General features: G+C 41.3%; 20 protein-coding genes. 7 read left to right on the top strand and 13 right to left on the bottom strand.

Annotated elements, in window-relative coordinates:
• Window positions 1-62: 62 nt before the first annotated feature.
• Window positions 63-1,643, bottom strand: coding sequence for a phosphoglycerate dehydrogenase (gene serA, locus H6G74_RS18050; RefSeq protein ID WP_190968979.1), 1,581 nt, complete (start codon window positions 1,641-1,643; stop codon window positions 63-65).
• Between the two features lie 522 nt (window positions 1,644-2,165).
• On the opposite strand from serA, the gene H6G74_RS18045 reads away from it, so the two are divergent.
• The 3 genes from H6G74_RS18045 to H6G74_RS18035 are packed head-to-tail and all read left to right on the top strand — an operon-like array spanning window position 2,166 to window position 4,725.
• Entirely contained in the window at window positions 2,166-2,885 is a 720-nt protein-coding gene (locus H6G74_RS18045) for a Uma2 family endonuclease (protein ID WP_190968978.1), read from the top strand.
• Between the two features lie 43 nt (window positions 2,886-2,928).
• The gene (locus H6G74_RS18040) at window positions 2,929-3,555 is read left to right on the top strand and encodes a restriction endonuclease subunit R (RefSeq protein WP_190968977.1); all 627 of its coding nucleotides are present in this window, start codon (window positions 2,929-2,931) and stop codon (window positions 3,553-3,555) included.
• 3 nt (window positions 3,556-3,558) lie between these two features.
• Window positions 3,559-4,725 (top strand): cysteine desulfurase family protein, encoded by a 1,167-nt coding sequence (locus H6G74_RS18035; protein WP_190968976.1) that lies wholly within the window; start codon window positions 3,559-3,561, stop codon window positions 4,723-4,725.
• Window positions 4,726-4,795: 70 nt separating this feature from the next.
• Here the strand turns inward: H6G74_RS18035 and hetI are convergent, their stop codons facing one another.
• From hetI to yidD, 7 genes are all read right to left on the bottom strand, one after another.
• Window positions 4,796-5,530 carry a 4'-phosphopantetheinyl transferase HetI gene (gene hetI, locus H6G74_RS18030; RefSeq protein WP_190968975.1) on the bottom strand — a complete coding sequence of 245 codons (735 nt, stop codon included), beginning with the start codon at window positions 5,528-5,530 and terminating at the stop codon, window positions 4,796-4,798.
• Window positions 5,517-5,714 carry a hypothetical protein gene (locus tag H6G74_RS18025; protein ID WP_190968974.1) on the bottom strand — a complete coding sequence of 66 codons (198 nt, stop codon included), beginning with the start codon at window positions 5,712-5,714 and terminating at the stop codon, window positions 5,517-5,519. The genes hetI and H6G74_RS18025 overlap by 14 nt, the downstream gene beginning before the upstream one ends.
• A 92-nt stretch (window positions 5,715-5,806) precedes the next feature.
• Window positions 5,807-6,199 (bottom strand): carboxymuconolactone decarboxylase family protein, encoded by a 393-nt coding sequence (locus H6G74_RS18020; protein WP_190968973.1) that lies wholly within the window; start codon window positions 6,197-6,199, stop codon window positions 5,807-5,809.
• 243 nt (window positions 6,200-6,442) lie between these two features.
• Entirely contained in the window at window positions 6,443-7,666 is a 1,224-nt protein-coding gene (locus tag H6G74_RS18015) for a hypothetical protein (protein WP_190968972.1), read from the bottom strand.
• Window positions 7,667-7,729: 63 nt separating this feature from the next.
• Window positions 7,730-8,437 (bottom strand): hypothetical protein, encoded by a 708-nt coding sequence (locus H6G74_RS18010; RefSeq protein WP_190968971.1) that lies wholly within the window; start codon window positions 8,435-8,437, stop codon window positions 7,730-7,732.
• A gap of 1,225 nt (window positions 8,438-9,662) precedes the next feature.
• Entirely contained in the window at window positions 9,663-10,679 is a 1,017-nt protein-coding gene (locus H6G74_RS18005; RefSeq protein ID WP_190968970.1) for a sulfate/molybdate ABC transporter ATP-binding protein, read from the bottom strand.
• A 168-nt stretch (window positions 10,680-10,847) separates the two neighbouring features.
• Window positions 10,848-11,354: a membrane protein insertion efficiency factor YidD gene (gene yidD, locus H6G74_RS18000; RefSeq protein WP_190968969.1), complete on the bottom strand. Its 507-nt coding sequence runs from the start codon at window positions 11,352-11,354 to the stop codon at window positions 10,848-10,850.
• A 369-nt stretch (window positions 11,355-11,723) separates the two neighbouring features.
• Here yidD and chlP point away from each other — a divergent pair, with 369 nt between their 5' ends.
• Entirely contained in the window at window positions 11,724-12,980 is a 1,257-nt protein-coding gene (gene chlP, locus H6G74_RS17995) for a geranylgeranyl reductase (RefSeq protein WP_190968968.1), read from the top strand.
• Between the two features lie 612 nt (window positions 12,981-13,592).
• Here chlP and H6G74_RS17990 read toward each other — a convergent pair.
• The gene (locus tag H6G74_RS17990; protein ID WP_190968967.1) at window positions 13,593-14,324 is read right to left on the bottom strand and encodes a response regulator transcription factor; all 732 of its coding nucleotides are present in this window, start codon (window positions 14,322-14,324) and stop codon (window positions 13,593-13,595) included.
• Between the two features lie 154 nt (window positions 14,325-14,478).
• Between H6G74_RS17990 and H6G74_RS17985 the strand changes: the two genes are divergently transcribed.
• Window positions 14,479-15,546: a YheT family hydrolase gene (locus tag H6G74_RS17985; RefSeq protein WP_190968966.1), complete on the top strand. Its 1,068-nt coding sequence runs from the start codon at window positions 14,479-14,481 to the stop codon at window positions 15,544-15,546.
• 188 nt (window positions 15,547-15,734) lie between these two features.
• On the opposite strand, the gene H6G74_RS17980 is transcribed toward H6G74_RS17985, so the two are convergent.
• On the bottom strand, window positions 15,735-16,349 hold the full coding sequence (locus H6G74_RS17980) for a PEP-CTERM sorting domain-containing protein (protein WP_190968965.1): 615 nt from the start codon (window positions 16,347-16,349) through the stop codon (window positions 15,735-15,737).
• A gap of 779 nt (window positions 16,350-17,128) precedes the next feature.
• Here H6G74_RS17980 and H6G74_RS17975 point away from each other — a divergent pair.
• Both H6G74_RS17975 and H6G74_RS17970 read left to right on the top strand, forming a co-directional pair.
• Entirely contained in the window at window positions 17,129-18,439 is a 1,311-nt protein-coding gene (locus tag H6G74_RS17975) for an alkaline phosphatase PhoX (protein ID WP_190968964.1), read from the top strand.
• A 437-nt stretch (window positions 18,440-18,876) separates the two neighbouring features.
• A complete protein-coding gene (locus H6G74_RS17970) occupies window positions 18,877-21,537 on the top strand; it encodes an MASE1 domain-containing protein (protein WP_242051270.1) in 2,661 nt (886 codons plus the stop codon).
• 52 nt (window positions 21,538-21,589) lie between these two features.
• On the opposite strand, the gene H6G74_RS17965 is transcribed toward H6G74_RS17970, so the two are convergent.
• The 3 genes from H6G74_RS17965 to H6G74_RS17955 form a co-directional block, all read right to left on the bottom strand.
• Window positions 21,590-21,769, bottom strand: coding sequence for a hypothetical protein (locus H6G74_RS17965; protein WP_190968963.1), 180 nt, complete (start codon window positions 21,767-21,769; stop codon window positions 21,590-21,592).
• A gap of 93 nt (window positions 21,770-21,862) precedes the next feature.
• Window positions 21,863-25,294, bottom strand: coding sequence for a leucine-rich repeat domain-containing protein (locus H6G74_RS17960; protein ID WP_190968962.1), 3,432 nt, complete (start codon window positions 25,292-25,294; stop codon window positions 21,863-21,865).
• A 188-nt stretch (window positions 25,295-25,482) separates the two neighbouring features.
• A complete protein-coding gene (locus tag H6G74_RS17955; protein WP_190968961.1) occupies window positions 25,483-25,668 on the bottom strand; it encodes a hypothetical protein in 186 nt (61 codons plus the stop codon).
• Between the last annotated feature and the right edge of the window lie 44 nt (window positions 25,669-25,712).

Genomic DNA, 25,712 nt, shown 5'->3' with positions numbered 1-25,712 from the left:
AGTTAAAAGTTAAAAGGCAAAAGAAAGAGAGTTCTTTTTACTTTTGCCCTTTTACTTTTGCCTTATAAAGTTACTGTATATGCGTCACGAATCCCTGGGACTTTGGTGATTTCTGCCAAAATGCCATCGGGTAAGGGATCATCAATACTCAAAGCCATTACCGCGTCACCACGGACGATTTTCCGTCCTACCTGCATACTAGCAATGTTGACGTTAAAACTACCGAGGAGAGAACCAAGTTTACCAATAATTCCTGGCATATCGCGGTGTAAGGTAAACAGCATGTGTTTGCTGGGGGGGACGTTAATGGGGAAACCATCAACGTCTGTGAGATGAATTTCTTTTTCACCCAACAAAGCACCTGTAACTGAGTGAGTACCTAAAGTACCTGTGGCTTCTAAACGTAACGAACCAGCATAGTCGCGCACTGAAGCATCCCTGGTTTCAATGACCCGAATTCCCCGTTCTTTGGCTTCGATGTTGGCGTTGACGTAATTTACTCGTTCCCGCAGGGCTTGATAAAGTAGACCTTTGAGGGATGCCACGACTAAGGGCTGACTCTTATTGGTTGCTAGTTCCCCTTGGAGTCTGACTGTGAGTGTTTCGACGCGACCGCCGGCTAACTGACCAACCAAGTTACCCAAGGTTTCTGCTAGTTGCATGTAGGGTTTGAGTTCTTCTAAGACATCAGGGCCGAGTCCGGGAATGTTGACGGCGGAACGAGCGGGGAGTCCTAATAAAACATCGCGGATTTGTTCAGCAACATCAATGGCTACATTGACTTGCGCTTCTGTGGTGGAGGCTCCCAAGTGGGGGGTGAGGATGATATCTTTGCCGAGCGATCGCAATTCCGATTCACCCAAAGGTTCTGACTCGAACACATCTAAGGCTGCCCCAGCAATTTTACCTTCTTTGATGGCTGCGGCTAAAGCTGCTTCATCAATAATCCCGCCACGCGCACAGTTAATAATCCGCGCTGTCGGCTTCATTTTTGCTAAAGTAGCAGCGTTGATTAAATGGGTAGTTTCTGGGGTTTTGGGAATGTGGAGTGTGATGTAGTCTGCTTGTTGGAAAAGTAAATCCAACTCTACTAACTGACAGCCAATTTGTTCTGCTCTTTCGTTGGAGATGAAAGGATCATAGGCGAGTAATTTCATTCCCATTGCTTTAGCCACACTCGCAACGTGGGAACCAATTTTCCCTAACCCCACAATACCGAGTGTTTTCTTGTAAACTTCCGCACCGACAAAAGTTTTACGATCCCACTCTCCACTTTTCACTGAAACATTAGCATCAGGAATGTGACGGGACAAAGCCAACATCATTGCCAATGCGTGTTCTGCTGCTGCGATCGTATTTCCTTCAGGGGAATTAACTACAACAATTCCTTTGCGTGTAGCAGCAGGCACATCAACATTATCTACACCTACACCAGCACGACCAATAATTTTTAACTGTGTGCCAGCCTCAATAATTTCTTCTGTTACCCTGGTACCAGAACGAATCATTAGCGCATCGTAATCACCAATAATTTCGATTAATTCTGCGGGTTTTAAACCAGTTTTGATATCAACTGTAGCAACTTGGGATAAAATATCAATCCCAGCTTGATCGATAGGATCGGAGACGAGAACCTTGGACATGATTACTTCATTTAAATCTAGAGGTTTTGCTGCACAAGACTTTTTAGTTTAGTCTTTATCGGTTACAATTCAGCAAAAATATTCGTTTCACTATCAACTTAGATTGCCATCAATTTAGATTTATGAGAGTGTCATTTTAAGCAAAGCAGCGACTAGGATAGTCTGGGGAAAGCACAATAAATATTTGATACTTCTGTGACATCCTCTGCAAACAACATCTTTAGGGCAATCTAAAATCTCAAATCAAAATTTAAAATTTTCTGACGCTGCCTCCTAACCTCGGAAAAAGAGTGGCTGTTAATACACCCTCTCGTAAATATAAACCAATCAGAGATCCAAAAAACTAATATATTTATTAATCGTAGTGAAGGGTGGGGAGTAGATATTAGGGAGTGGGGAGTAGGAAGTATAAAATTTTTCGCCTGTAACCTATTCATCCGAAATCGCTATAATTCTGGTGAGAATATTGGTGTGGATTCATAGATTAAAGCCCAGTATCCGTAAGTTTTGGGGAAACTAGCCATGTTAGAGTACAACTTGCCGAGGTACTTGCCCTCTGCTGAGGAACTACCAGACTCTGATGAAACACCAGTGGATAATGAACTGCAAGAATTAATACCAGGGTTACTCAAAGCAATACTGTTAATACTTTGGTCAGAACGTATGGACTGGTTTTTTGGTGTAGATATGGGTATTTATTATCACCCTGACGAACCGCCAATTGTCCCCGATGGTTTTTTAAGTTTGGGCGTAGAACGGTTCTATGATGAAGAACTGCGTCCGAGTTATGTTTTGTGGGATGAAAATGTTCTGCCAACTTTGGTGTTAGAAGTAGTTTCGCCAAACTATCGCAAAGAATACAGCGACAAGTTAAAAGAATATGAGGCTTTAGGTGTACTTTATTATGTGATTTATTCTTCTCGTCGTCGCCGCAAACCTCGCTTAGAAGTGCATAAGTTAGTTAATGGTAAATATGAATTACAATCAGGCAATCCTGTGTGGTTAGCAGAAATTGGCTTGGGAATTGGTTGTGAACGGGGAAATTACTCTGGTGTAACCAGAGAATGGCTTTATTGGTATGACGAAGAAGGAAACAGATATCCCACACCCGCAGAACAAGTTAAACAAGCACAACTACGGGCTGAGTTAGCAGAACAAAAAGTTCAACAAGAAGCACAACGCGCTCAAAAATTGGCGGAACAATTAAGAGCCTTGGGTATAGATCCAGATACTCTTGATTAAAAGTTAATTTGGGCATAATTCATCCAAATTCACGATTTTTAATATGGTTCAAGTAGTCCAAGCACAAAATATCGGACTTGCTTATTTAGAGGAAAGATTTAGTCTCCAAATCTCAGAAGATGAAAGATTCTTCACAGAATGGCTGGAAAATTTACCGTCAGTGACGACTTTAGATCAACAATATTTGGATAGAGTCAAAGCTAATTTTTTAAGTTTAGTTAAGCGTCCACCGATTTTAGAAAATGCCGTCAAAATGGTGGTAATATCGCCTCTATTAGACTCGGCGAGATTTTATCGAGAGCCATTTGCGATCGCCACCGCAGAATCTGTAGAAATTACAGTCGAAAATGCAGAAGAAATTGTCAGAGGCAGAATCGATGTCTTGGTGATTAAAGAGCAGTTTTGGTTGTTGGTAATTGAATCGAAAAGAGCCAGTTTATCTCTTTTAGAAGTGATTCCCCAGGCTTTAGTATATATGTTGGGTAGTTCCAATACAGACAAACCTGTGTTTGGACTAGTTACAAATGGAGAAGATTTTCAATTTATTAAGCTAATAAAATACGATAAACCTCAATATGCTTTGTCTGATAAATTTACTTTATCTAGGCGAGAAAACGAGTTATATAGAGTTCTACAAATATTAAAAAAACTCAGTCAAATTTTAACATAATTTATGTCTTATCGTCCGATTTATCTTGATTGTCATGCGACTACACCAATAGATGAAAGAGTGTTAGCAGTAATGTTGCCTTATTTCACCGAAAAGTTTGGCAACCCTGCTAGTATTAACCATGTTTATGGTTGGGAAGCAGAAGCGGCTGTGAAACAAACGCGAGAAATCTTAGCAGTAGAAATTAACGCTACACCCGAAGAAATTGTATTTACTAGTGGTGCAACAGAAGCGAATAATTTAGCCATTAAAGGTATCGCTGAAGCTTATTTTCAAAAAGGTCAGCATATTATTACTGTAGCTACCGAACATAAAGCAGTTTTAGACCCTTGTGAGTATCTGAAAAGTCTGGGTTTTGAAATTACAATTTTGCCAGTACAACCTGACGGGTTGATTGATTTAAACCAATTAGAAACAGCCTGTCGTCCAGAGACAATTTTAGTATCTGTGATGGCGGCGAATAACGAAATTGGGGTGTTGCAACCGTTAGCAGATATTGGGAAAATATGCCGCGATCGCAATATCATTTTCCATACCGATGCTGCCCAAGCTATTGGTAAAATCCCCTTAGATGTGCAGGCAATGAACATTGATTTAATGTCGTTGACTGCTCATAAAGTATACGGGCCAAAGGGTATTGGTGCATTATACGTCCGTAGACGCAACCCCAGAGTGCAGCTTGCACCCCAACAGCATGGCGGTGGACATGAACGGGGAATGCGTTCAGGAACTTTGTACACACCGCAAATAGTTGGTTTTGGCAAAGCTATAGAACTGGCTTTAGCAGAACAAGCAACGGAAACTGCACGTCTGACTCAACTCAGACAAAGTTTGTGGACACAATTATCACAGTTAGAAGGAATTCACCTCAACGGACACCCGACGCAGCGACTAGCGGGAAACTTAAATATCAGCGTTGAGGGAGTCGATGGTGCTGCACTTTCTCTAGGACTGCAACCTGTGATGGCGGTATCTTCTGGTTCTGCTTGTTCATCGGCTGTTATCGCACCTTCCCATGTTCTCACAGCCTTGGGACATCCTGAACAATTAGCTTATGCTTCCGTGCGGTTTGGAATTGGCAGATTTAACACTGCTGAGGAAATTGATATAGTAGCAAAATCTGCGATCGCTACCATTCAAAGTTTACGTAAGCAAAAAACTTTGGTATAAGTAGCCATCTGCAACTACGGAAATTTGTGCATAAGTTACGGCAAAAGTATGCAGAAAGACAAATAATGATTCATGGCAAAATAGCCGTGAACTGCCAATATTTGAAATCCAAAGCAGAACCAGCCACAGCCACAGCCGCACGATAATTATCAGCAGGTGTAAACTCCACAAGACTCCAGTCTTCAGATGTGAGTAATTTAGCGCCTTGTGTAGTTGTGAGAGATATTTCTACTTGCTCTAACTGCGAAATTCCGTCACCTGTAGCTTTTAAATAAGCTTCCTTACAAGTCCAATAACGAAAAAATGCTTCTTGTTGTTGATGAGGAGGAAGCGATCGCACTAACTCATATTCTCGCGGTAAAAAGAACCTTTGAGCAAGCGCCTCCAAATCAGAAACAGAGCGCATATACTCTAAATCAATGCCAATTTTGCTTGTGTAATTCACCGCACACAAAGCCAAATCTTGAGAATGCGACAAATTAAACAACAAACCACTAGCTGCTAAATCATCAGCCAACAGTGGTTTACCACGAGGTTCATAGTTAAATCTTACTTGGTGCGGCGCAATCTTTAAGTAACGACTCAGTATATTTCTCAGACTACCACGACCCGCAATGAAACGCTGGCGATGTTCCACAAAACGAAATCGGTTAGCACGAGCCAGTTCATCACTAGATAAAGTTACAGCGAAATTTTCTTGTAGTGAGTCTGCTATATCAAGATCAATTCGCCAGATATGAACTTCATTCGCCAATAAAGTTAAATCTGCGGGTGCTGGTAGCCATGAATTCTCAAGACCACTCATACATAGCTTCTTGTTTGTCTAACTTTAGAAAAAGCCCTTCTGCATTAAGAACTAAATCTTCATCAGATAACGCCGGAAACTCTAAATCAACTGTCCGCTTTAAAATTTCTAATACCAACTCCAATCGCTTTGAATCTGACAAGCGGTCAAAACTATTGAGAAGTTCTTGGACTAAAGCAGTCATAGTCTCTTTCCTAGACGTGATTACAGCATAACATGGGCTTTATTGGAGAATTCTTTTTATCTGGTTTCGTGCATCTAACTACAAAACTAGTATTATGACTGAAATTGCTCATCCACTGGAATTTTATAACCATTAGCCAAACGATTAGTCATATTTGCAGTCCCAACAATCGCCAGCAGTTCGCCAAACATCGCATCATTCATCCCTTTGGCACGGGCAGTAGCTGTATGGGACGATATACAGTAATCACAGCCATTCGTCACACTCACAGCAATATAAATTAACTCCCGCACCAGTGGGTCAAGTTCACCAGGGCCAGTCATCACTTCTTTAATTGTTTGCCAAGTGCGTTGCAGAGTCGGTGGATGATTAGCTAAAGCTTTCCAAAAATTATTAATGTAATCTGTCTGTCGTACTGCACGAATATCATCATAGACTGCGCGAACTTCGGCGCTGGCTTCTTCGTATTCGATAAGCTGAGTCATAAATAACAACGATTTGGCATTTTGGCATACTCATCTTAAAACGAATAGGTATTCTAAGGAAGTGGGATATTTTTAGGTGAAAAGTACTAATTAATATATCCCTCGGCAAGCTACCGAGGGATTTTTATTAATCAAAGATTTCTGGGCTGGTAATTTGCAGCCCAACTCTCAACCAACCTAAAAAATATTGGTAAATGCCCACCTGGAAGATATTGAAATTTTTTCAAAAATCAAAGATAACTCTTAAGATTTCACACAAGTTTTTGTTCTGGTCATGCGCTTTTTATAGCTGAGTACACCCAATAAAGGCGTCAGCAATAGTATAGCGGTCAGTGTTGATGGTTCATCCACTTTGACCGGTGGTGGCGGTGTAGTTGGGGTTGGGGTTGGAGTTGGGTTGATAACAGGTGGAACTGATGGAACCACTGGAGGAATTGTGACTGGGGGAGAAGAACTATCACCATCTCCTCCACCAAATAGGAATAACAACGGAAGCAAAGCCAGAGGAGATAAGTAGAAAGGGTTAAAAGCACTTCCGGTTATAGTACCAACATCTAAAGCCAGGTCAGTACCTAAATCTAACGAAAATGACTCTGGTTCTAATAATGCGATGTCGGGGATGATTTCTGCACCAGCTATAGGGATACCTGCAATGTTGTCTAACTCTTTTGGTGTGTCAAGAGATACCCGTCCATAGTTAGGGCTTGTTGTCGAGTCGGATGAATAGGGAAAGGAAAAGATTCTTAAAATGTTTTCTTGTAATGCCTCTTCATTTCCCGTCTTCAAGGCATTTAACCCTTGAGAGAGGTTATTTAAATAAAACTGCGTCATCTCAGGAGGCAAATCTAAATCACGAATCTGCTGCCGGAGATTTGGAATTTTCGATACCTCAACCAAGAGTTCATGCCCAACAGAATATTTAAAATCTAATAGTCCTTGTCGGGGACTGAGAGAATTATCACCTCTGGATATTGGCGACCAAGCAAAGTTTTTAGTGACTGCACCCAAACCAGCCACCGGACTGCGGCTAACAGGCTGGCCGAGGACGTATTGATAACCATCCACAATTGATGGAGACTGTCTTTTCCAAAACGATGCGAAAGGAATTTCTGGCAGTCTTTCATTGTTGCCATAAAAAGCCGCGAAATTCTGGTAGTTTTGCTGTCCTCCGGCGGCTCGAATTACTAAATCGTAGTAACTAGGGCCACCATTAATTGCCAATAATTGTTGCAGGACTGTGCCGGTTTTATTACAGCCAGTACCACTACCCACAGTACAGCTAGGGATGACGAACGCATCGCTGAGATTACGATTTTCTAGCTGATATTGGAGGTACTCTCGCTCCAGTCCTCTTTGAATTTTACGCCGTCCTACATTTAGTTGTGCGTTAGCAGATTGGCAAACAGACAACACTACTGCCAAAGACGTTAACGAAATTCCTATGCTTTTGACAGTTGATTTCAACAAGATACATCTCCTGGTCAATAAACGAAACACCACTCACAAGCCATTCAATCATCAGGATTATTTTTACTTCGGTTGGATATTCTCTCCTACAGAAGTTGGTACTGCACTCTTGGTTGAGTTGGCATTGACTTTATCAGATATTTGAATGTTGAGGGTAATTGCTGTCCCTTTGAGTTCTCCTGTACCGTTACCAATGGTGTGGTACACGACTAAAGCACGATTGGGTTGGTCAAACAGAAATCCGCGACGGGAGGCTTTGATTTTGCCTTCTTTGACTAAAGATATAAAGGATTCTAAATATCTACGTATGCTTTGGCGATTTTCTTGATCACTATCGAGATGATGCTCAATCAGCTTCATAAAAAAATCTAATGTGCGGTTGTCTTGACCTTCAATCAAATTCCCACCGTCTAAAAAAGAACTGCCAATCAGCTTCCCATTTACCTCTTGAACTTTGAATAAGGTGTAATAACGTCCTTCTTTTTTTGGGTCGTTCACATAACATACCCAGGAACCATCTTTGCTCTGAGTAAATCCCTCGGAGGCTAGGTATGACAATAAAGAGTTGCTGGTTTTAGCTTGGGGTGGTGGTAATAAAGATTCCACAGGATCTAAAGAACAAATTCGCTCTGTTGTGGGTTGGGGTTCAGTGGGAGTCTCTTGGGCGTAAGCAGGTAGCGAATTATGTTTTAAGGTTGTCGCCGTGGCTATTGCTGCAAAGGTTAGTAGTTGCAGCGTAAATGACCTAGATAAACCTGAAATTATCTTCATATTTTTACCTTTTATTTTTGCTTGGGGTGTCAATAATAGGGATTTTTAATAGATATAGATTGAGTTCTTAAATCATAGAGCCAAAGTAAGTTTTATTTGTTTGAAGTTTTTACGGTTTTTACGGTGTTTCATTGTAGCAATTTATAAGATTTCATAAAGCTGCTCTTTGGTAGTAATTTTTCTCAGTGCTGTATTTGCAGAACTTAACTAATAATTTAAAAATGTATACATTACATCTATTAACTACTAACTTTAATCCAGCTTTTTTAATCACAAAAATTTAAAATTTTTGCATACAAAAACACCAGTGAAAATCTGAGCAAGATTTTTTGAGATTTTTCTTTTTTTAACTTTTGGCAATTTGAGAAAGAATGATTAGTGATAATTATCTATAGGAATCCGATTTGATTTCTGAATCTAGTTGTGTAGGCAGGGAGTAGGGAATGGGGAGTAGGGAGTAGGAAAGAAGCTTGACCTGGGTGTACTGATTTTTTTCATAAATCAAATATGAGTCCTATATGTGATTTTATGCGACAAAAAGTTGTAACTATTGCAACTTAACTTTTGGAATTATCAGTTGGTATTGTCACAGTAACAGAACTTTACATGTCTAATATCAAGCTCTTGTTATGTTTTTAACTTTTTGTTAGGTGTTTTAGCTGGTAGATGTCTAATACCCTGATGTAATTTTTCATTCATATTTTTATTTAAACAGACAAAAATTATGCGTGATTATTTCGCTCAAGAATTCTACCATTGGGTAGAGGTCGTCTATGCCTAATTGTAGGCAAGTTTAGAAAACTGAACACTGCAACTTGAAGTTTAAAGACATTTTATCTCTAAATCTTAAGTAAATATTAAGAAAAGTACGTATATACTTATAGGATTATAAAGAAAAATCAAGAATAACTTATACACGCAGAAGTTACGCATAAAGAAGGTGTGGAGGTTTGGAACACCTATACACTGCGCTTAGGGAAAAGTGTTTCATGATTTAGGGACAGGGGGGACAAGGGAGACAAGGAGGACAGGGGAGAATTTATGTTTGGGAGCACCCTAATTTCTGGCGTAAGTCATAACAGCAAAAAAGAAGGATAAATGTACTTCATCCTTCTTTCGCAAGTAATTATTTAATTTTTATAGCGATAGTCAGATATGTTAGGACAATTTGAAAGCTTGAATGCCAGGAATAGTAAAACTTTTACTTCTGCCTCCTGCTATAATTTTAGATTGAGTAATATACAGGAAAGGATTTGGCATCTTTGGGCTTGACGTAAACTCGTTGTTGTGGTTCTAACTCTAATTCGTTGAAGCGATCGCGTGTGAGATGAGCTGTTACCACTTGTCCATCATCCAAAGTCAATTCTACTTGAATTTCCCAACCCAGATGAATTAAGCGGCTAACTTTGGCAGATGCAGTTGCACCGTTGGCTTGTTTTTCGATAATCACATCTTGGGGACGCAAAAATACTTCTGGGTATGCAGCATCAAATCCAACACTTTGGAAAATTCTGGAAGTGTTGGGTAAAACGTTCACCGGGCCGATAAAACTCATCACAAATGCGGAAGCGGGATGATCGTAAATCTCTGCTGGTGTACCTATCTGTTCCACCCGTCCTTTGTTCATGACTACGACCTCATCCGACACTTCCATTGCTTCTTCTTGGTCGTGGGTAACAAAAACAGTGGTAACATGAACTTCATCATGGAGGCGGCGTAACCATGCCCGTAAATCTTTTCGCACTTTGGCATCCAGCGCACCAAAGGGTTCATCTAACAATAACACCTCTGGTTCGACTGCCAAGGCTCTCGCTAATGCTACCCGTTGTCTTTGTCCACCAGATAACTGCGAAGGATAGCGATCGCCTAATCCACCCAATTGTACTAGCTCTAGTAACTGTTCTACCCGCCCTTTAATTTTCTTAGCTGGGGCTTTGCGAATTTCTAAACCAAAAGCAATATTTTGCCGCACAGTCATGTGTTTGAACAAAGCATAATGCTGAAACACAAACCCAATATTTCGTTCTTGTACACTTTGATAAGTAGCATCTTTTCCTGTGAGCAGGATTTTGCCACTATCTGGCATTTCTAAACCAGCAATTAGCCTCAGTAAAGTCGATTTACCAGAACCAGATGGCCCAAGCAACGCCACCAGTGAACCACTCTTAACTGTTAAATCAACTTGGTCAACTGCCTTAAAACTGCCAAAATTTTTGGATACATTCTCAACTACTATGCCCACCGCCGTTATCCCCTTGCTAGTCTAACCCCGGTATGTTGCTAGATTTACCGTGCTTTATATATACCATACATAGATTTTTAACTCAAATACTTTTGAGCGGAATTTTAATCTTGATGATTGCAACTTTTGATCAATGCTGAATTTTAGATTCTGTATTCTGAAGATTATTTAATTACCACAACTACCACAATCAAGAAAGCCACAATCAGCACCACTACAATCTACAGCATGACAATGAAAGAAATCACAATCACTCAAGATATTAGCCATATCAGCACAATTGCAACTTAAATCTGCACAATCTACACAGTAAGCACTATCATTACTGCTACAGCTTGTATTGGAAGATTGACAATTATTACTGCCATTATCTTTTTTTGGTTGCTGTGTATTTGCTTCATCTTCTGATTCTGCATCTTCAGAATCATCCAATTGGGAACGCAAAATTAAATTAGCTTGTTTGCAAGCTTGAAATCTGATGCGGGAATTGATGAACGCCACCCTCAACCCTTCTTGGGCAATTAAACGCTTGATGTACTGGGAACAAGATTCGCCGCCATATAAAATCCTATGGGCGCAAGCAAAGCCTTTATGGGGAGAAATATGCTTTTGGTACCCAGTAATCACACTAACGCTAACTTGGCGAGTGAAAGAGTCTAGTAAAGAAATCTGCATAGTTAGGGAGTAGGGAGTAGGCCTGGATTTCTCTCTTGTGAAAAATCCAGGGGTGGGGAGTGTGGGAAGAGAGGGGGTGTGGGGAGTTTGGGGAAGTTTGGTGGGAAAGATTTCTTCACCATCCTCCCACCCCTCCCACACCTCCCACACCTCTCACACTCCCCACCCATACGTGAGAAATTCGGATAGGGAGTAAAAAAGAGTATTCCCAATTCTCCACAGCGAATCACCATTCCTAAATTCCATACAATCGTTACCATAGACTTCCTACTCCCCACTCCCTAGTTTTGTATCGAAACATTAAGGAATATTGCATTTCTGTCAAAACTGAGAGGTAGAGCGCAAAATCAGCCAAAAGACCGTGGTAGGATGCTTTCGGTAAATGTCAAGATTGGGAGAAGACCTTTGACACTACGGGTTGCTGTTGTGGGGTCAGGCCCTGCTGGTTCATCTGCCGCCGAAACATTGGCAAAAGCTGGGATTGAAACCTACCTGTTTGAGCGCAAGCTGGACAATGCCAAGCCCTGCGGGGGCGCTATTCCCCTTTGTATGGTGGGTGAATTTGACCTACCACCAGAGATTATCGATCGCCGGGTGCGGAAGATGAAAATGATTTCGCCTTCCAATCGTGAGGTTGATATTAATCTGGTAAATCAAGAAGAATATATAGGAATGTGTCGCCGCGAAGTCCTCGATGGCTTTTTGCGGAATCGCGCGGCAAAATTAGGTGCAACTTTAATTAACGCCACTGTTCATAAAGTCGATATACCCACAAATAATACCGACCCCTATACAATTCATTACGTCGACCATACTGAAGGCGGCGTGCAGGGCGTTACAAAAACCCTGAAAGTAGATTTAATTATTGGGGCGGATGGGGCAAATTCCCGCATTGCCAAAGAAATGGATGCTGGAGATTATAATTATGCGATCGCCTTCCAAGAGCGAATTCGCTTACCCCAAGACAAAATGGTGTACTACAACGACCTAGCCGAAATGTATGTCGGCGATGACGTTTCCACCGACTTTTATGCTTGGGTATTCCCCAAATATGATCACGTAGCTGTTGGTACTGGCACAATGCACGTCAATAAAGCCAGTATTAAACAATTGCAAGCAGGTATCCGCGCTCGTGCTGCCAACAAACTCGAAGGCGGTAAAATCATCAAAGTCGAAGCGCATCCCATTCCCGAACATCCTCGTCCTCGTCGCGTCGTTGGTCGCATCGCCCTAGTGGGAGATGCTGCTGGCTACGTTACCAAGTCTTCTGGGGAAGGAATTTACTTTGCCGCTAAATCTGGAAGAATGTGTGCTGAAACCATTGTGGAAACCTCCAACAACGGTAGCCGCATCCCCACAGAAAATGACCTCAAAATCTACATCAAGCGTTGGGATAAGAAATACGGACTCACCTACAAAGTGTTAGACATTTTGCAGAGCGTGTTCTATCGTTCTGATGCAACCCGTGAAGCATTCGTCGAAATGTGTGCTGACATGGATGTACAGCGCCTCACCTTCGACAGCTATCTATACAAAACAGTTGTCCCCGCCAACCCCATTACCCAACTAAAAATTACTGCCAAAACCCTTGGTAGCTTAATTCGCGGTAACGCCCTTGCTCCCTAAAAGCAGCAATAGGGTAATAAACACAGCAGAGGAGAAGAAGTGCAGATAATTCCAATGGCAATTAGTCCATTGTGAGTTAATTTGTACCTCGGCTCCTCTGTAATTTTTGGTTATTAAAGAAGGCAGAAGTCAATTTGAATTGTGAATAGTGACGTAACGCGATGTGCGACTTATTTCTTAAACCCCTCTCCAAACAAGGAGAGAGGCTTTGAATCTTGCTCCCCTTCCCTTGTAGGGAAGGGGTTGGGGGTTAGGTTTGAGGGAAAGTTGCACACGGCGTGAAGTATATATTTTGCTACAAAATATTAAATTGATTGGCATTCCCTCAAAATTGTTTCAAGAGAATGCCAATTTTTGACTAATTGCAGTGCTATTGGACTCGTGGCGATTGATTAGCACTGTAGTACTAATAGAGTAGCATTCGCCTACTAAGCACCAACCCCCACAAAAGGATGTCTATTGGAAGGTAGCTTTCTGTAGAGTCAAGCAGGCGAAATTAGAGTTTTCCTTGGTAAAACCACTAAACCTCATTCCCCACAGCATGACACACAACATGATGGATTCGGCAAATTTAGGGCTGAGGTCAAGGAATAGATTGCGTTAGTCAACCACTTATGCAGAAGCGCCTTCAACTGATGCAGGCAGACTGGGTAATTCTAGACAATATCCTGCACCGTATACAGTTTTGATGTAGCGAGGATGACGAGGATCGGGTTCGAGTTTAGTTCTTAAATGACGAATATGAACTCGAATCGTCTCAATGTCATCATCAGGATCGTAACCCCAAACTTCCCGCAAAATTTCGCTAGGAGAAACCGTCTGTCCGTGGCGTTGCAGTAAACAGTGGAGTAACTCAAATTCCAAATGGGTGAGTTTCACTGTCTCACTGAACCATATCGCCTCAAACCTCTCAGGAACCAAGGTTAAGGGGCCGTAGTTGAGAATTTCGCTGTGTTTGGCGGCTTGGGGAATGCGGTCAGTACGGCGCAATAAAGCTCTTACCCGCGCCAGCATTTCTTCAACTTCAAATGGTTTGGTGAGATAGTCGTCTGCGCCGGCGTTGAAGCCTTCCACTTTGTCTTGAGTCTGACTTAAGGCGGTCAGCATCAAAACGGGAATTTCCGCAGTCCTTTCATCTCGACGGAGGCGTTGACAAACTGTAAATCCATCTACTCTGGGCAGCATGAGATCGAGCATGATCAAGTCTGGTTGTAGCTGGAGAGCTAACGCTTGACCTTTGATACCATCTTCAGCTTGACTGACATCATAGCCAGCCATTTCTAAATTGACGGCAACAAGCTCGGAAATTGCTGGGTCATCGTCTATGACTAGAATCCTCGGCATTATGAAAAAAATTATTGCTACTTTTTAAGGAAAAATAAGAATCTTTGGTGGATACAAAGATTTCTGTCTTGATTATAAAAAAGATTTTAAATCTAACATAAATATTAAAACTAATTCATGAAAAACAAAACTTAAGATACACGAAATTTGCAAAATGATGTGTTACCCGCCCTACAATCCAGCCAAGTTTTTACAAAATGGTGTAGCAATGACTGTTTACACTGCTTTTTGGGGAAAACGTTACTGGGAAAGTACAGTTTCTCAACCAGAGCCGCCCTATCATAAAACAATATTGATGGGTGGACAAGGTGTGCCGATTTTTACTTGGGTAGCTATTCCTGACAATGCCCACAGTACAATCATTGCCACTTATGGAATTACAGGCGAGTTAGACCAAGAATGGTCTTTGCGGTTGTTAGGACGCAAAGCATACTCTCAAGGCTATGCTGTGGTGTTATTTGATTGGCGGGCGCACGGTAAAACGGCAGAATTATCACCAACTTTAACCTCTGATGGATTGTATGAGGGCGAAGATTTTGTGCGCTTGGCGGCGGCGGCGGCGGCGATGGGATGTCCCAGGAAATTTTGGTTTATGGGGTTTTCTTTGGGGGGACAATTAGCCCTGTGGGGAATCAAAGCAGCTGCGGAGTTAACCCAGGGTAATGAAAATCTGGGTATCGAGTACAGCGATATTGGTGGTGGTGCAGTGATTTGTCCGAGTTTGGATTCGTTGCGATCGCTCACCTATCTCACCAAAGACCGTTTTGGTAGACTCATAGAAGCTAGTATTGTGCGTGAATTAAAGAAACTCGCTTGGCGAATCCATGATGCTCATCCTGGAACTATTGACCCTCAAGCCATAGAGCGAACAAACACCATTTGGGATTTTGACCACGAACTAGTAATAGAAAGGCTGGGTTTTCCCAGTGTAGAGGCATACTACAAAGCCAGCAGCGCCCTCCAACTGTTACCAGAACTCCAAAAACCAACTTTAATTATCTACGCTGCCGATGATCCTTTATTTCATCCAGATATCGTCCCCGAATTAAAAGCCGCCTGCAAGCAGAATTCCGCCCTAGATTTGCTACTCACCCGTTATGGAGGTCATGTCGGCTATTTAAGTAGCAAAGAGTGTCAGTTCCAGGCGCAAGACCCTGACCCTTGGTGGGCTTGGAATCGGATTTTGCAATGGTTAGAACACCAAAATACTGCTGTTGTTTAGCAGCCTTGCCATTATCTCTGTTCTAGGAAAAAGTGCGATCGCCCGGAACATGAAAATATTAAAATCCCAAAGCTCTCTTTACTAGAGAGCTTCAGATTTTTTGTTTAGGCAATACCTGGGGAATGAAAGATACAATATTGGTCAATTACGGTTTTTATCAAGCTGGCATCAACTATTCAGTTTGCTGTTTAGATAGATGCTTGCTTTTTCTTTAAAAATCGGCCTAAAGAACCTGCCACTAACAAGCCTAAAATTGCACTTGGTTCTGGAACGGCTGTGGCTGTTAACTGACCACCAACATCTAATCGACAGTTGGGGAATGTACTACAGACTTCTGGTGATAGGTCATCCTTTAAAAATATCGTAGCGTTTGGTAATCCCTGGTCAGGATCTAAGAATGTATAAAAAGATAACCCAGTCACTTCTGTAGCAAAGTCAATTCCTAAATCAAAGCCGTTGGGCGTATCAAAGTTACCTGTTTGCAAAACAGTGCGAGAAACAGTATCAAAGTTGAAGTTAAAGCTGCTGCTGGGATTGGGAAAATCATAATCGAAACTTTGTAGTAAAGTTCCGGCTGGGTCAAAAAAGGAGATTGTGAAATCACTCAGCTGATCTCTGGTGACAACGCCGCCTAAGAAACTATCGTCAAAGGAAAATCTACCGTTAGCTGAATAACCTTGTCCTCCCAACCAAGATAAATCAAAAGAAGCTGCATCAGCTTGGGGAACATTGATGACAGTAGCTAAAGATGTGACAGCAACTACAGCTACCGTAGCTTTAATTTGGGTAAAAAATCTGTTCATTTTTTTGAGAATAATCAATTTTCCTGAAATTTCCGAACTCTGAATCACAGAGTTAATGGGTGGAATACTCGGTAATAAAAGTCAAACAAAATGTTCACCAGACTGTTTAATATCTGGTTGTTATAATCATGATTTGTGTTGTTTGCTTCTGTGCATTACCTAAAACATTCCAGATGGAATTTTATCATTAGATGTATTGTTATCCGGGTGTTTAATAATTTATTTTTCCATAACATTCAAAAAAGTAATATTTTATGATTAGCTTATAATCTTTTAAATAATTAATCACTTATTAACCTTTGCTTAACAATGTTCTGCGTATGGAAAAAATATGACTATTGCAGCCTAGTCTATTGGCTTAAACCATTATTAAATAAGCCTTTATAACGATATTAGGTTGGTTATGAAATCGGTAAATAATGAACATTAGACAGCAAGAGAATTTTCATTCTGTTAATTGTTGCCTGTTTGGTATCTCTGGCTATCTCACCAATAAATCATCAAAATAAATTATTTAAATCTATTATTTTGTTTGTCATATTTTCTGATATAGCAAAAGCAGAGTTAAGTTGTTTATAAATTATTTATTACTCATTTATATAAAATTTGTAGGCAAACTATCTTGCTTAAATCGATTGATGCGGAGGCTATTTGAGATATTTATTCGCAGTATTTAGAGATATATTTTAGGAATTTTTTATAACTGTGTTTTAAATAAAACATTACCCAAGCTTAATCTAATTCCCATAACTTCTTCCAAGCATTTCTATTTGTAACCAATGAAATTATCAAGACGCAGATTTTTTACATTAGCTGGGGCAAGTGCTGCTGGTACATTATTAGCCTCGCCTTTAGAAGCTCTTTACGCCAGACAAGCCAACGGTCAACCTATTTTCGGCACAGGTTATGGTGCGCTGGTTCCTGATCCTAATGGTTTGTTAGATTTACCGCCTGGATTTCAATATCGCACTTTCTCTCGTACAGGGGAACTTATGACCGATGGTACTTTAGTACCAGGCGCTCATGATGGGATGGCCGCTTTCCCTGGCCCAAGAAATACAGTTATTTTGGTTCGCAATCACGAACTTGGCACTGGTTTCAGTGGTTCACGTACACAAGGGACAAAACCTTATGATCCAATTGCTAGAGGTGGTACAACAACCTTAGTTGTTGGTGCTAATCGCCAGTTAATCAAACACTTTGTGTCTCTGAGTGGAACCATCCGTAACTGTGCCGGTGGCCTGACTCCTTGGGGTTCTTGGATTACCTGTGAAGAAGATGTGACTTTACCAAGTGCAACTAACGGAGTCACAAAACCACACGGTTACAACTTTGAAGTTCCAGCTAGTGCTACCTCTGGGGTTAATCCAGAGCCTCTAGTTGCAATGGGAAGATTTAATCATGAAGCTGTAGCTGTAGACCCCAGAACCGGAATTGTCTATGAAACAGAAGATAGAGGGGACAGCCTTTTCTATCGCTTTATTCCCACAGACAAAGGCAATTTAAAAGCTGGTGGTACTCTACAAGCATTGAAAATTGTCGGTCAACCTAGAGTTAATACCTCTAACAGTGGTTTCAGACCAGGACAAAAGTTGGCTGTAGAGTGGGTGACTATTCCCAATCCCAACCCATTAGATGGTGACACTGTGCGATTACAAGGTCAAGAACTAGGTGCAGCTACCTTTGCTCGTGGGGAAGGTATATGGTATGGTAACGGAGAATTTTATTTTTGTTGTACAAGTGGTGGTGCTGCGGGAGCAGGTCAAGTTTGGCGCTACATTCCACCAGTTGACGGAACCCCTGAAAGCCTTGATTTGTTTGTAGAGTCCACATCGAGAAGCGAACTTGATGCTCCTGACAATATAGTTGTTGCACCTTTTGGTGATTTGATTCTCTGCGAAGACGGAGGCGGCGAAAATTTCTTAAGAGGTGTGAATCCCCAAGGTGAAATTTATAATTTTGCCCGTAATGCCTTAAATGATAGTGAGTTTGCAGGTGCTTGCTTCTCACCTGACGGTAGAACTTTGTTTGTTAACATTCAAACTCCTGGTATTACTTTTGCCATTTGGGGGCCTTGGACAAGAGCTTAGAGACATCAACTAAAAAGATATACTCTGCCTAGGCAGGCTAATTTGTTAGAGCCTGACGCATAAAGTTTTTCTGTGGAAAATGGGTTTGGGGGTGTAAGGATTTTGAATATCTACATACATCCTCAAACCCTTATTACTTTTTGTTGTCTGATTATTTACCGATTTCTTAAGCACCTTGGCTGCTACTAGATAAACGTTTTGTTGGGCTAGGCGATCGCTACACTGAACCACGCCTAGAGTAAGTCGTCAACTGGGGCTGATGCGCTGATCAAAAATAATTTGTAATATTTTTTGGGAACTTCCGTAGTTAAAACAATATTTGGTACACCAAAAATGTCTACCTTTGCACTGATCGCAGCTGAAGGAGTATCTGGTGCTATGACTATTTATTAGCACTAAGATGGGTAGGCTGAACAATCTAAAATTTATTGGCAATTATGCAGCGTTTGTCGCAATTTGTTAGGGTGAGTGCCAGACATCAACGGCTTTTGATTTTATCACTAGGGCTATTAGCTTTGGTTGCTGCTCATGGAATGGCGCTGATCTACCGTATTCAGCCAGGGGTTTCTTTGTGGTTTCCGCCTTCTGGGGTAGCGATCGCTCTAAGTTTTTGGTTTGGCCTTGATGGTATCATCCTCACAGGTATTGCATCTTTCTTGATGGCTCCTATTTGGGGATTGCATGGTTGGGAGCGATTTATTGGCGTTATCGATATTGTCGAACCCCTGGTTGCTTGGTTACTCTATCGTCGTTTTTGGAAGGGTTCTCTGACGTTTCATAGTCTCAAAGATGCTGCTATTTTTACCTTAACTGTACCTTTGTTTGCCAGCAGTAGTTTAGCTGTGTTTGGTAGTTTAGCTTGGGTGGCTATAGGCAAAATGCCGGCTGCTCACCTGACTGACAGCATTACTCACTGGTGGTTAGGAAATGCGATCGGTATTATGGGTTTTACCCCCACAATTTTGTTAGTATTAACGCCTTATCTGCAATCTTGGGGTTGGTTATCTCATTGTCCGACAGCAAATTCTGCATCCCCAACTTTTAGACTGCCAACTTGTCGCCCTTTGTTATTAGAAGTTACTACTATTTTATTTTTGTGTATTAGTATTGCTTCGGTCACTGTATCGGAAGTTTCCATTAATAGTAACACAGAGTTTAGGTTTCAACAGTTATCTTTTTTAAGCTTTATTCCTTTAATGTGGGCGGCTACTCGCTTCGGAGTTTCTACAGGAATGTTGGTTGCGACATTTTCCATATTAATCACGCTTTTTTCTTATTTAGTAGTCTATCCGAATGCTATCTTATTGCCGAGTTTTCCTGTACAGCCAGAAGTTTTGCATGTTCATAAATTAAGTTTGTTAGTGCAATCGATTGTGACTTTGCTGGTTGGTGTTGCTATTACTGAAAGGGCTAAAATCCAAGTAGAACTCGCTATTGAAAAATTTAGAATTGGCGAGTATCAAGAACGGGCTGAAATGTCTGAAAAATTAATTAAACTGAATGATTCCTTAAGAGAAACTAATATTCGTTTAGAAGAGTCAAATCTAGAAAAAGATAAATTATTAAAAGCTGAAAAAGATTTACGAAATCGCTTGAGTAATATTTTAGAAAGCATGACAGATGCTTTTATTGCTGTTAATAAAGATTGGCAAATAACTTATGCCAATCAACAGGCGGCTAAAATCAAAGGTGTCACCCCAGAAACCATGCTGGCTCAAAATTATTGGCAGCAATGGACAGGAATGCAAGGTACAGAATTTGAGGGAGAATATTTGCGGGCGATCGCGCAATTAATTCCTGTGCATTTTGAAGCATTATATCCGCCGCAAAATATGTGGCTAGAAATTCATGCTTATCCTTTTGAAGATGGGTTGGGGATATTTTTTCGGGATATTACTGAGCGTAAACAAGCAGAAGTTGAACTAGAAAATCTCTTATCTAGAGAACAATCGGCGCGGAGTGAAGCGGAAAAGGCCAATAAAATTAAAGACGAGTTTATTGCTGTACTTTCCCATGAATTAAGAACTCCCTTGAATCCGATTTTGGGTTGGGTAACACTACTGAGAAGACGCAAATATGATGATGAGAAACTCACACATGGCTTAGAAACCATTGAGCGGAATGCTAAATTACAAATTCAACTCATAGAAGATTTATTAGATGTTTCTCGGATTCAACAGAGAAAAATAATTTTAAATCTTCAGCCTGTAAATTTAATTGATATTCTGCACGCATCTCTTGATACTGTATACCTAGCTATGGAAGCTAGAGGAATGCAAATTCACAAAATCATTTGTGTGGATATGGCATGGGTAAAAGGAGATGCCGAACGCCTGCAACAAATAGTTTGTAATTTGCTTTCCAATGCGATTAAATTTACTCCGTTGACTGGGGCTAAAGTAGAAATTAATTTAAATAGAGTTGATACCTATGCTCAAATTCAAATTCAAGATAATGGTCAAGGTATTAGTCCAGAGTTTTTGCCTTATGTATTTGATTATTTTCGGCAAGCTGATGGCACAATTACTCGTCAATTTGGTGGCTTAGGATTAGGGTTAGCAATCGTACGCCATCTCACAGAATTGCACGGTGGAACGGTACAAGTAGAAAGCCCAGGGGAAGGAATGGGTGCAACATTCACTGTGAAATTGCCTTTAATGTTAGATTTTATGCCAAAAAATCAATCTGTTTCCACAGTAGATGAGGCAGTAAATTTAGCAGGTTTACATATTTTGGTAGTAGACGATGATGTAGATACAGGACAGTTTTTGACTGTGATATTAGAACAGTTTGGTGCTAAAGTCACAGCGATCGCATCTGGTAGCCAAGCCTTAGAATTTTTAGCCAACAACACAGCAGACTTACTTTTAAGTGATATTGGAATGCCGGGAATTGACGGTTATACCCTCATCCGTTTGATTCGCGCCTTACCACCAGAACAAGGCGGTAACATACCTGCGATCGCTCTGACAGCTTATGCTGGAGAAATCAACCAAAAACAAGCACTAGCCGCAGGCTTTCACATCCATTTAGTTAAACCTGTAGAACAAAAACAATTATTAAATGCGATCGCCCAAATTTTGGCTAATTTACATTAACAGGACTTACGCACAAATAAATTACCCCACCCTAACCCTCCCTTTGTAAAGGCTACGGTGTACACACAAGTTGCTGCATCGACATTGTGAATGTATCGCCTGACGTTGTGAATGTATCGCCTAACATTGTGAATGTATTGCCTAACATTGTGAATGTATCGCTTAACATTGCCAATGTATCGCTTAACATTGCCAATGTATCGCCTGACATTGCCAATGTATCGCCTAACATTGCCAATGTATCGACTAACTCTAAAAGACTTGTGTCTACACCGTAGAAGGGGGTAATTCTACTTTTCTGTACACAATAGGGAGCTAGAAAAGCCTATTTTCCAGCAGGAAGCTGTAATTCTATCCCCAATTTGTCGCCTATTTCTAGAACATTATTAGTAAAATCTGTGACATTTGCAATATGACCAGCAATTAAACTAGCAGCAGTGAGTAAAGCAATGAGACGCTTTTTGAGTTTGGGTTTATTGCGTTCTGGTTCAGGTTTTTGAATTTCGGCTTCTACATCATCAATATCAATGGTGATGTCGTCGCGGATTTCTGGCGGAAATTGGGCGGCGGTTTGGCGTAGGTTGTTGATTAGTTGCAGAATTTCGGTGATGTTTGCGCCACTGGTTTGAGTGAAATCTGAGGCTTGCTGACTGGCGTTGTCTTTAACTTCGTTGGCAAAGTTGGCGATGTTTGCACCTTGAAGGTTGTTGGTAAATTGAGGGTTTTCTGACACAGCCTTTGCCTCAGCTTTATTAATAATTGGTCTGCTGACAGCTAGTCTAGCAATATCTCGCATATCTTCGTATACAGTTCTATCATTTAAATAGTCGTCTCCTTTTTTTGATTTCTGACGCGATTCTAATGATTCGTAACCGTCTAAAAGTTGACGTAAATTCAGTTTTAATTTTAATTTGCCGATAGTAACTGTGCTTTCACCCATTGCCTCAAGTCCCAAGAGTTCTTGATAGTCGAGGGGTGGATGATTGGGATAGTCAGGGACGGGAACCCATTCAGTTATTTCAAGGTTGGGGAGACTTTTGTGGATTTTGTTAAAGACATCGCGGAGGATACCGAGAAATAAGCGGCGGGTTTCTTTGCGTCCGCTAATGGCAATGAAGATTTTTTTGTCTTCAGGGTCGGCTTTTATCCGCGCAATGTTATAGATTTCGTTATTTTCTTGATATTGCAGCATTACACCACTGCGCCAATAGATTTGGTTATGGATTTTTTCGTGGGTGTTGACTATAAAGCGAGAGATAATGCTTTCTGGGAGAACTTTGTAATAATATTGAAATTCCAGGGTTTCCCCTTCTAGTTCTGTTTGTTCTGGTTGGTCTTTGGGCAGAAGTCCAGCAATCAAGAATTGTGGCGGGTGACATTCTAGGGCAAAACAAAGCTCAAATTCTTTCATCAACCCAATCAGATATTTGTGGCGCTGGATGGGGTAACGTTCTGGATTGAGAATGCGGCTGAGGTCGGCCAGTGTGAAAATGCCTTTGGTTTGAGTTTTAAGAATTTCATCGCTGAGAAGTGCGTAAATACCTTCTGTCACCCAGTTGGGTTTGAGGACGTTGGTATCTTTGAGGATGGGATGGTCGCGGAAGTTGAGAACTAAGCCGAGTCGATGCAGCAAGTCGATGAGTTGTTCTTGGTTTTGTTCTTCGGGAATTTTGTTTTTGTAGCAGATGCCAATATAGTTGCTGTAGCTGATGAAGTCTTGGGGCATTGATTCGAGTTGTTGTTTCACCTCAAACCATGAGAGGGGTAAAAGGTCGTAGACTTCTTTGAGGTTGGCAATTTGCTGAAAAATAGCGGTGCGAAGTTCATCAATGCCTATATTATCTTGGCAGGAAGTTTCGATAATGGCTTGAATATTGGGATATTTTTCGCGTAATGCTTTGCGGTTGATGTCGAGGGGTTGTTCGTCTCTTTTGTTGCCAACAATAATCACGGGGGACTGTCCGCCGAAGCTTTCAATTAATTTCAGCCAATATTCAATGCGGTTTTCTTCTTCGCTGGTGCGACAATTACAAACTAAGAGATAAAGACTGCGCTTAGTCAAAAAAAACTGATGGGTAGCGTGATAAATTTCTTGTCCGCCAAAGTCCCAAACATTCAGGCGGATGTCTTTGCTATTAATATGTACGTTCCAAGTTTGGACATTCAGTCCGTCGGTTTGGGGTTGATTTTTATCATATTGATTGCGGATTAGTCGCTCGATGAGGGATGTTTTGCCGACGCTGCCTTGTCCAACAAGCAAGATTTTAGCTTCGTTGAGTGGACGCACTTCACCACTACGGAGTAATTGCAAGTAATTGAAAATTTCTTCAACTAAACCAATTTCATCAGAAGATCCTAAAATTTCTGGTGAAATAGGAAGCGGATTTCCCCGTAAATCTAGTTTTTCCAATTTCTGCAAACTTTCTAGCACCTCTGGTATCTCTGTGATTTGGTTTTCACTGAGGTAAAGGTGGGTCAGATTGGTTAATTGGGCGATCGCCTCTGGAATCTGGGTTATTTGGTTGCGACTGAGGTAAAGGTGGGTCAGATTGGTTAATTTAGCGATCGCCTCTGGAATCTCGGTTATTTGGTTGGAACTGAGGTCAAGCTGCGTCAGATTGGTTAGATTAGCGAGCGCCTCTGGAATCTCGGTTATTTGGTTGGAACTGAGGTCAAGCTGCGTCAGATTGGTTAGATTAGCGAGCGCCTCTGGAATCTGGGTTATTTTGTTGAAACTGAGGTGAAGCCGCGTCAGATTGGTTGATTGCGCGATCGCCTCTGGAATCTCTGTAATTTTGTTGTCATTGAGGTGAAGCCGCGTCAGATTGGTTGATTGCGCGATCGCCTCTGGAATCTCTGTAATTTTGTTGGAAAAGAGGTAAAGTCCCGTCAGATTGGTTAAATTAGCGATCGCCTCTGGAATCTCGTTAATTTGGTTTTCATAGAGGTGAAGCTGCGTCAGATTGGTTAAATTAGCGATCGCCTCTGGTATCTGGGTTATTTGGTTGAAACTGAGGTGAAACTGCGTCAGATTGGTTAAATTAGCGATCGCCTCTGGTATCTGGGTTATTTGGTTGCCACTGAGGTGAAGCTGCATCAGATTGGTTAAATTAGCGATCGCCTCTGGAATCTGGGTTATTTGGTTGCCCTTGAGGTCAAGCTGCGTCAGATTGGTTAAATTAGCGATCGCCTCTGGTATCTGGGTTATTTGGTTGTCATTGAGGTGAAGCTGCGTCAGATTGGTTAATTTCGCGATCGCCTCTGGAATCTGGGTTATTTGGTTGTTACGGAGGTGAAGCTGGGTCAGATTGGTTAATTTAGCGATCGCCTCTGGAATCTGGGTTATTTTGTTGAAACTGAGGTGAAGCTGCGTCAGATTGGTTAATTTAGCGATCGCATCAGGTATTTCAGTTAGCTCTACTCGAATTAAGATAAGTTCCTCTAAATGTAGTATTTGCGTTACCACATCGGGAATGCTCTCTAAAGGATTGCCACTAATATCCAACTTACGCAAATTAGGCAAATCCAATAGTTCGAGTGGAAGCGTTTTTAAATTGTTGCCCGAAAAGTTTTCGAGATAGCGGCTTCCTACAAATTCATAACCTTCAACCTTCTTTCCCAAAATCAAAGACTCAAGCTGCTGCAACTTACCAATTTCTCTTGGTAACTCAGCTAAATTTTGCCCCGACAAGTCTAACTCTCGCCAACCCTCAGCCGCCGCTTGCTCTATCAGTGCCAACAACTCATCCTGCGTCATAATTCCAAGCCAAAGGGTAAAAGGAAAGAAGACTGTTGAAGATGATTTTAGCGGATCAGAGCAAAATTATATACCATTGGTTTGTAGCGATGCCTGCGGCGGGCTACGCCAACGCTCCTTGAGATTTTGTGATTAGCGATCGCTCCTAGATGATGCGAAAAGGCGATCGCAAAACATAAGAGCTATAATTACCAATCAGTTTTAATTGCTTCCTGTAAATCAGCCGCCTCATCATCACTCAAAATACCAGCAAATTTTGCTAAAGGATGATGACTACGTGTTTTCTGAACACGATGCAAAAAATCTAACATTACTTGAACTAACTCGTCTGGAACCTCTGCAAGTTCTTGGATAAGCTGCTCGCGGCTAGTCATACATTTGCGCTCTTTAGCAAAGTTTATCGTCGATATTATAACGG

The sequence above is a fragment of the Nostoc spongiaeforme FACHB-130 genome (genome assembly GCF_014698475.1).
Lineage (GTDB): Bacteria > Cyanobacteriota > Cyanobacteriia > Cyanobacteriales > Nostocaceae > Nostoc_B > Nostoc_B spongiaeforme.
The sequence above is the reverse complement of the archived record's forward strand: the minus strand, read 5'-3'. Positions and strand labels throughout refer to the sequence as shown.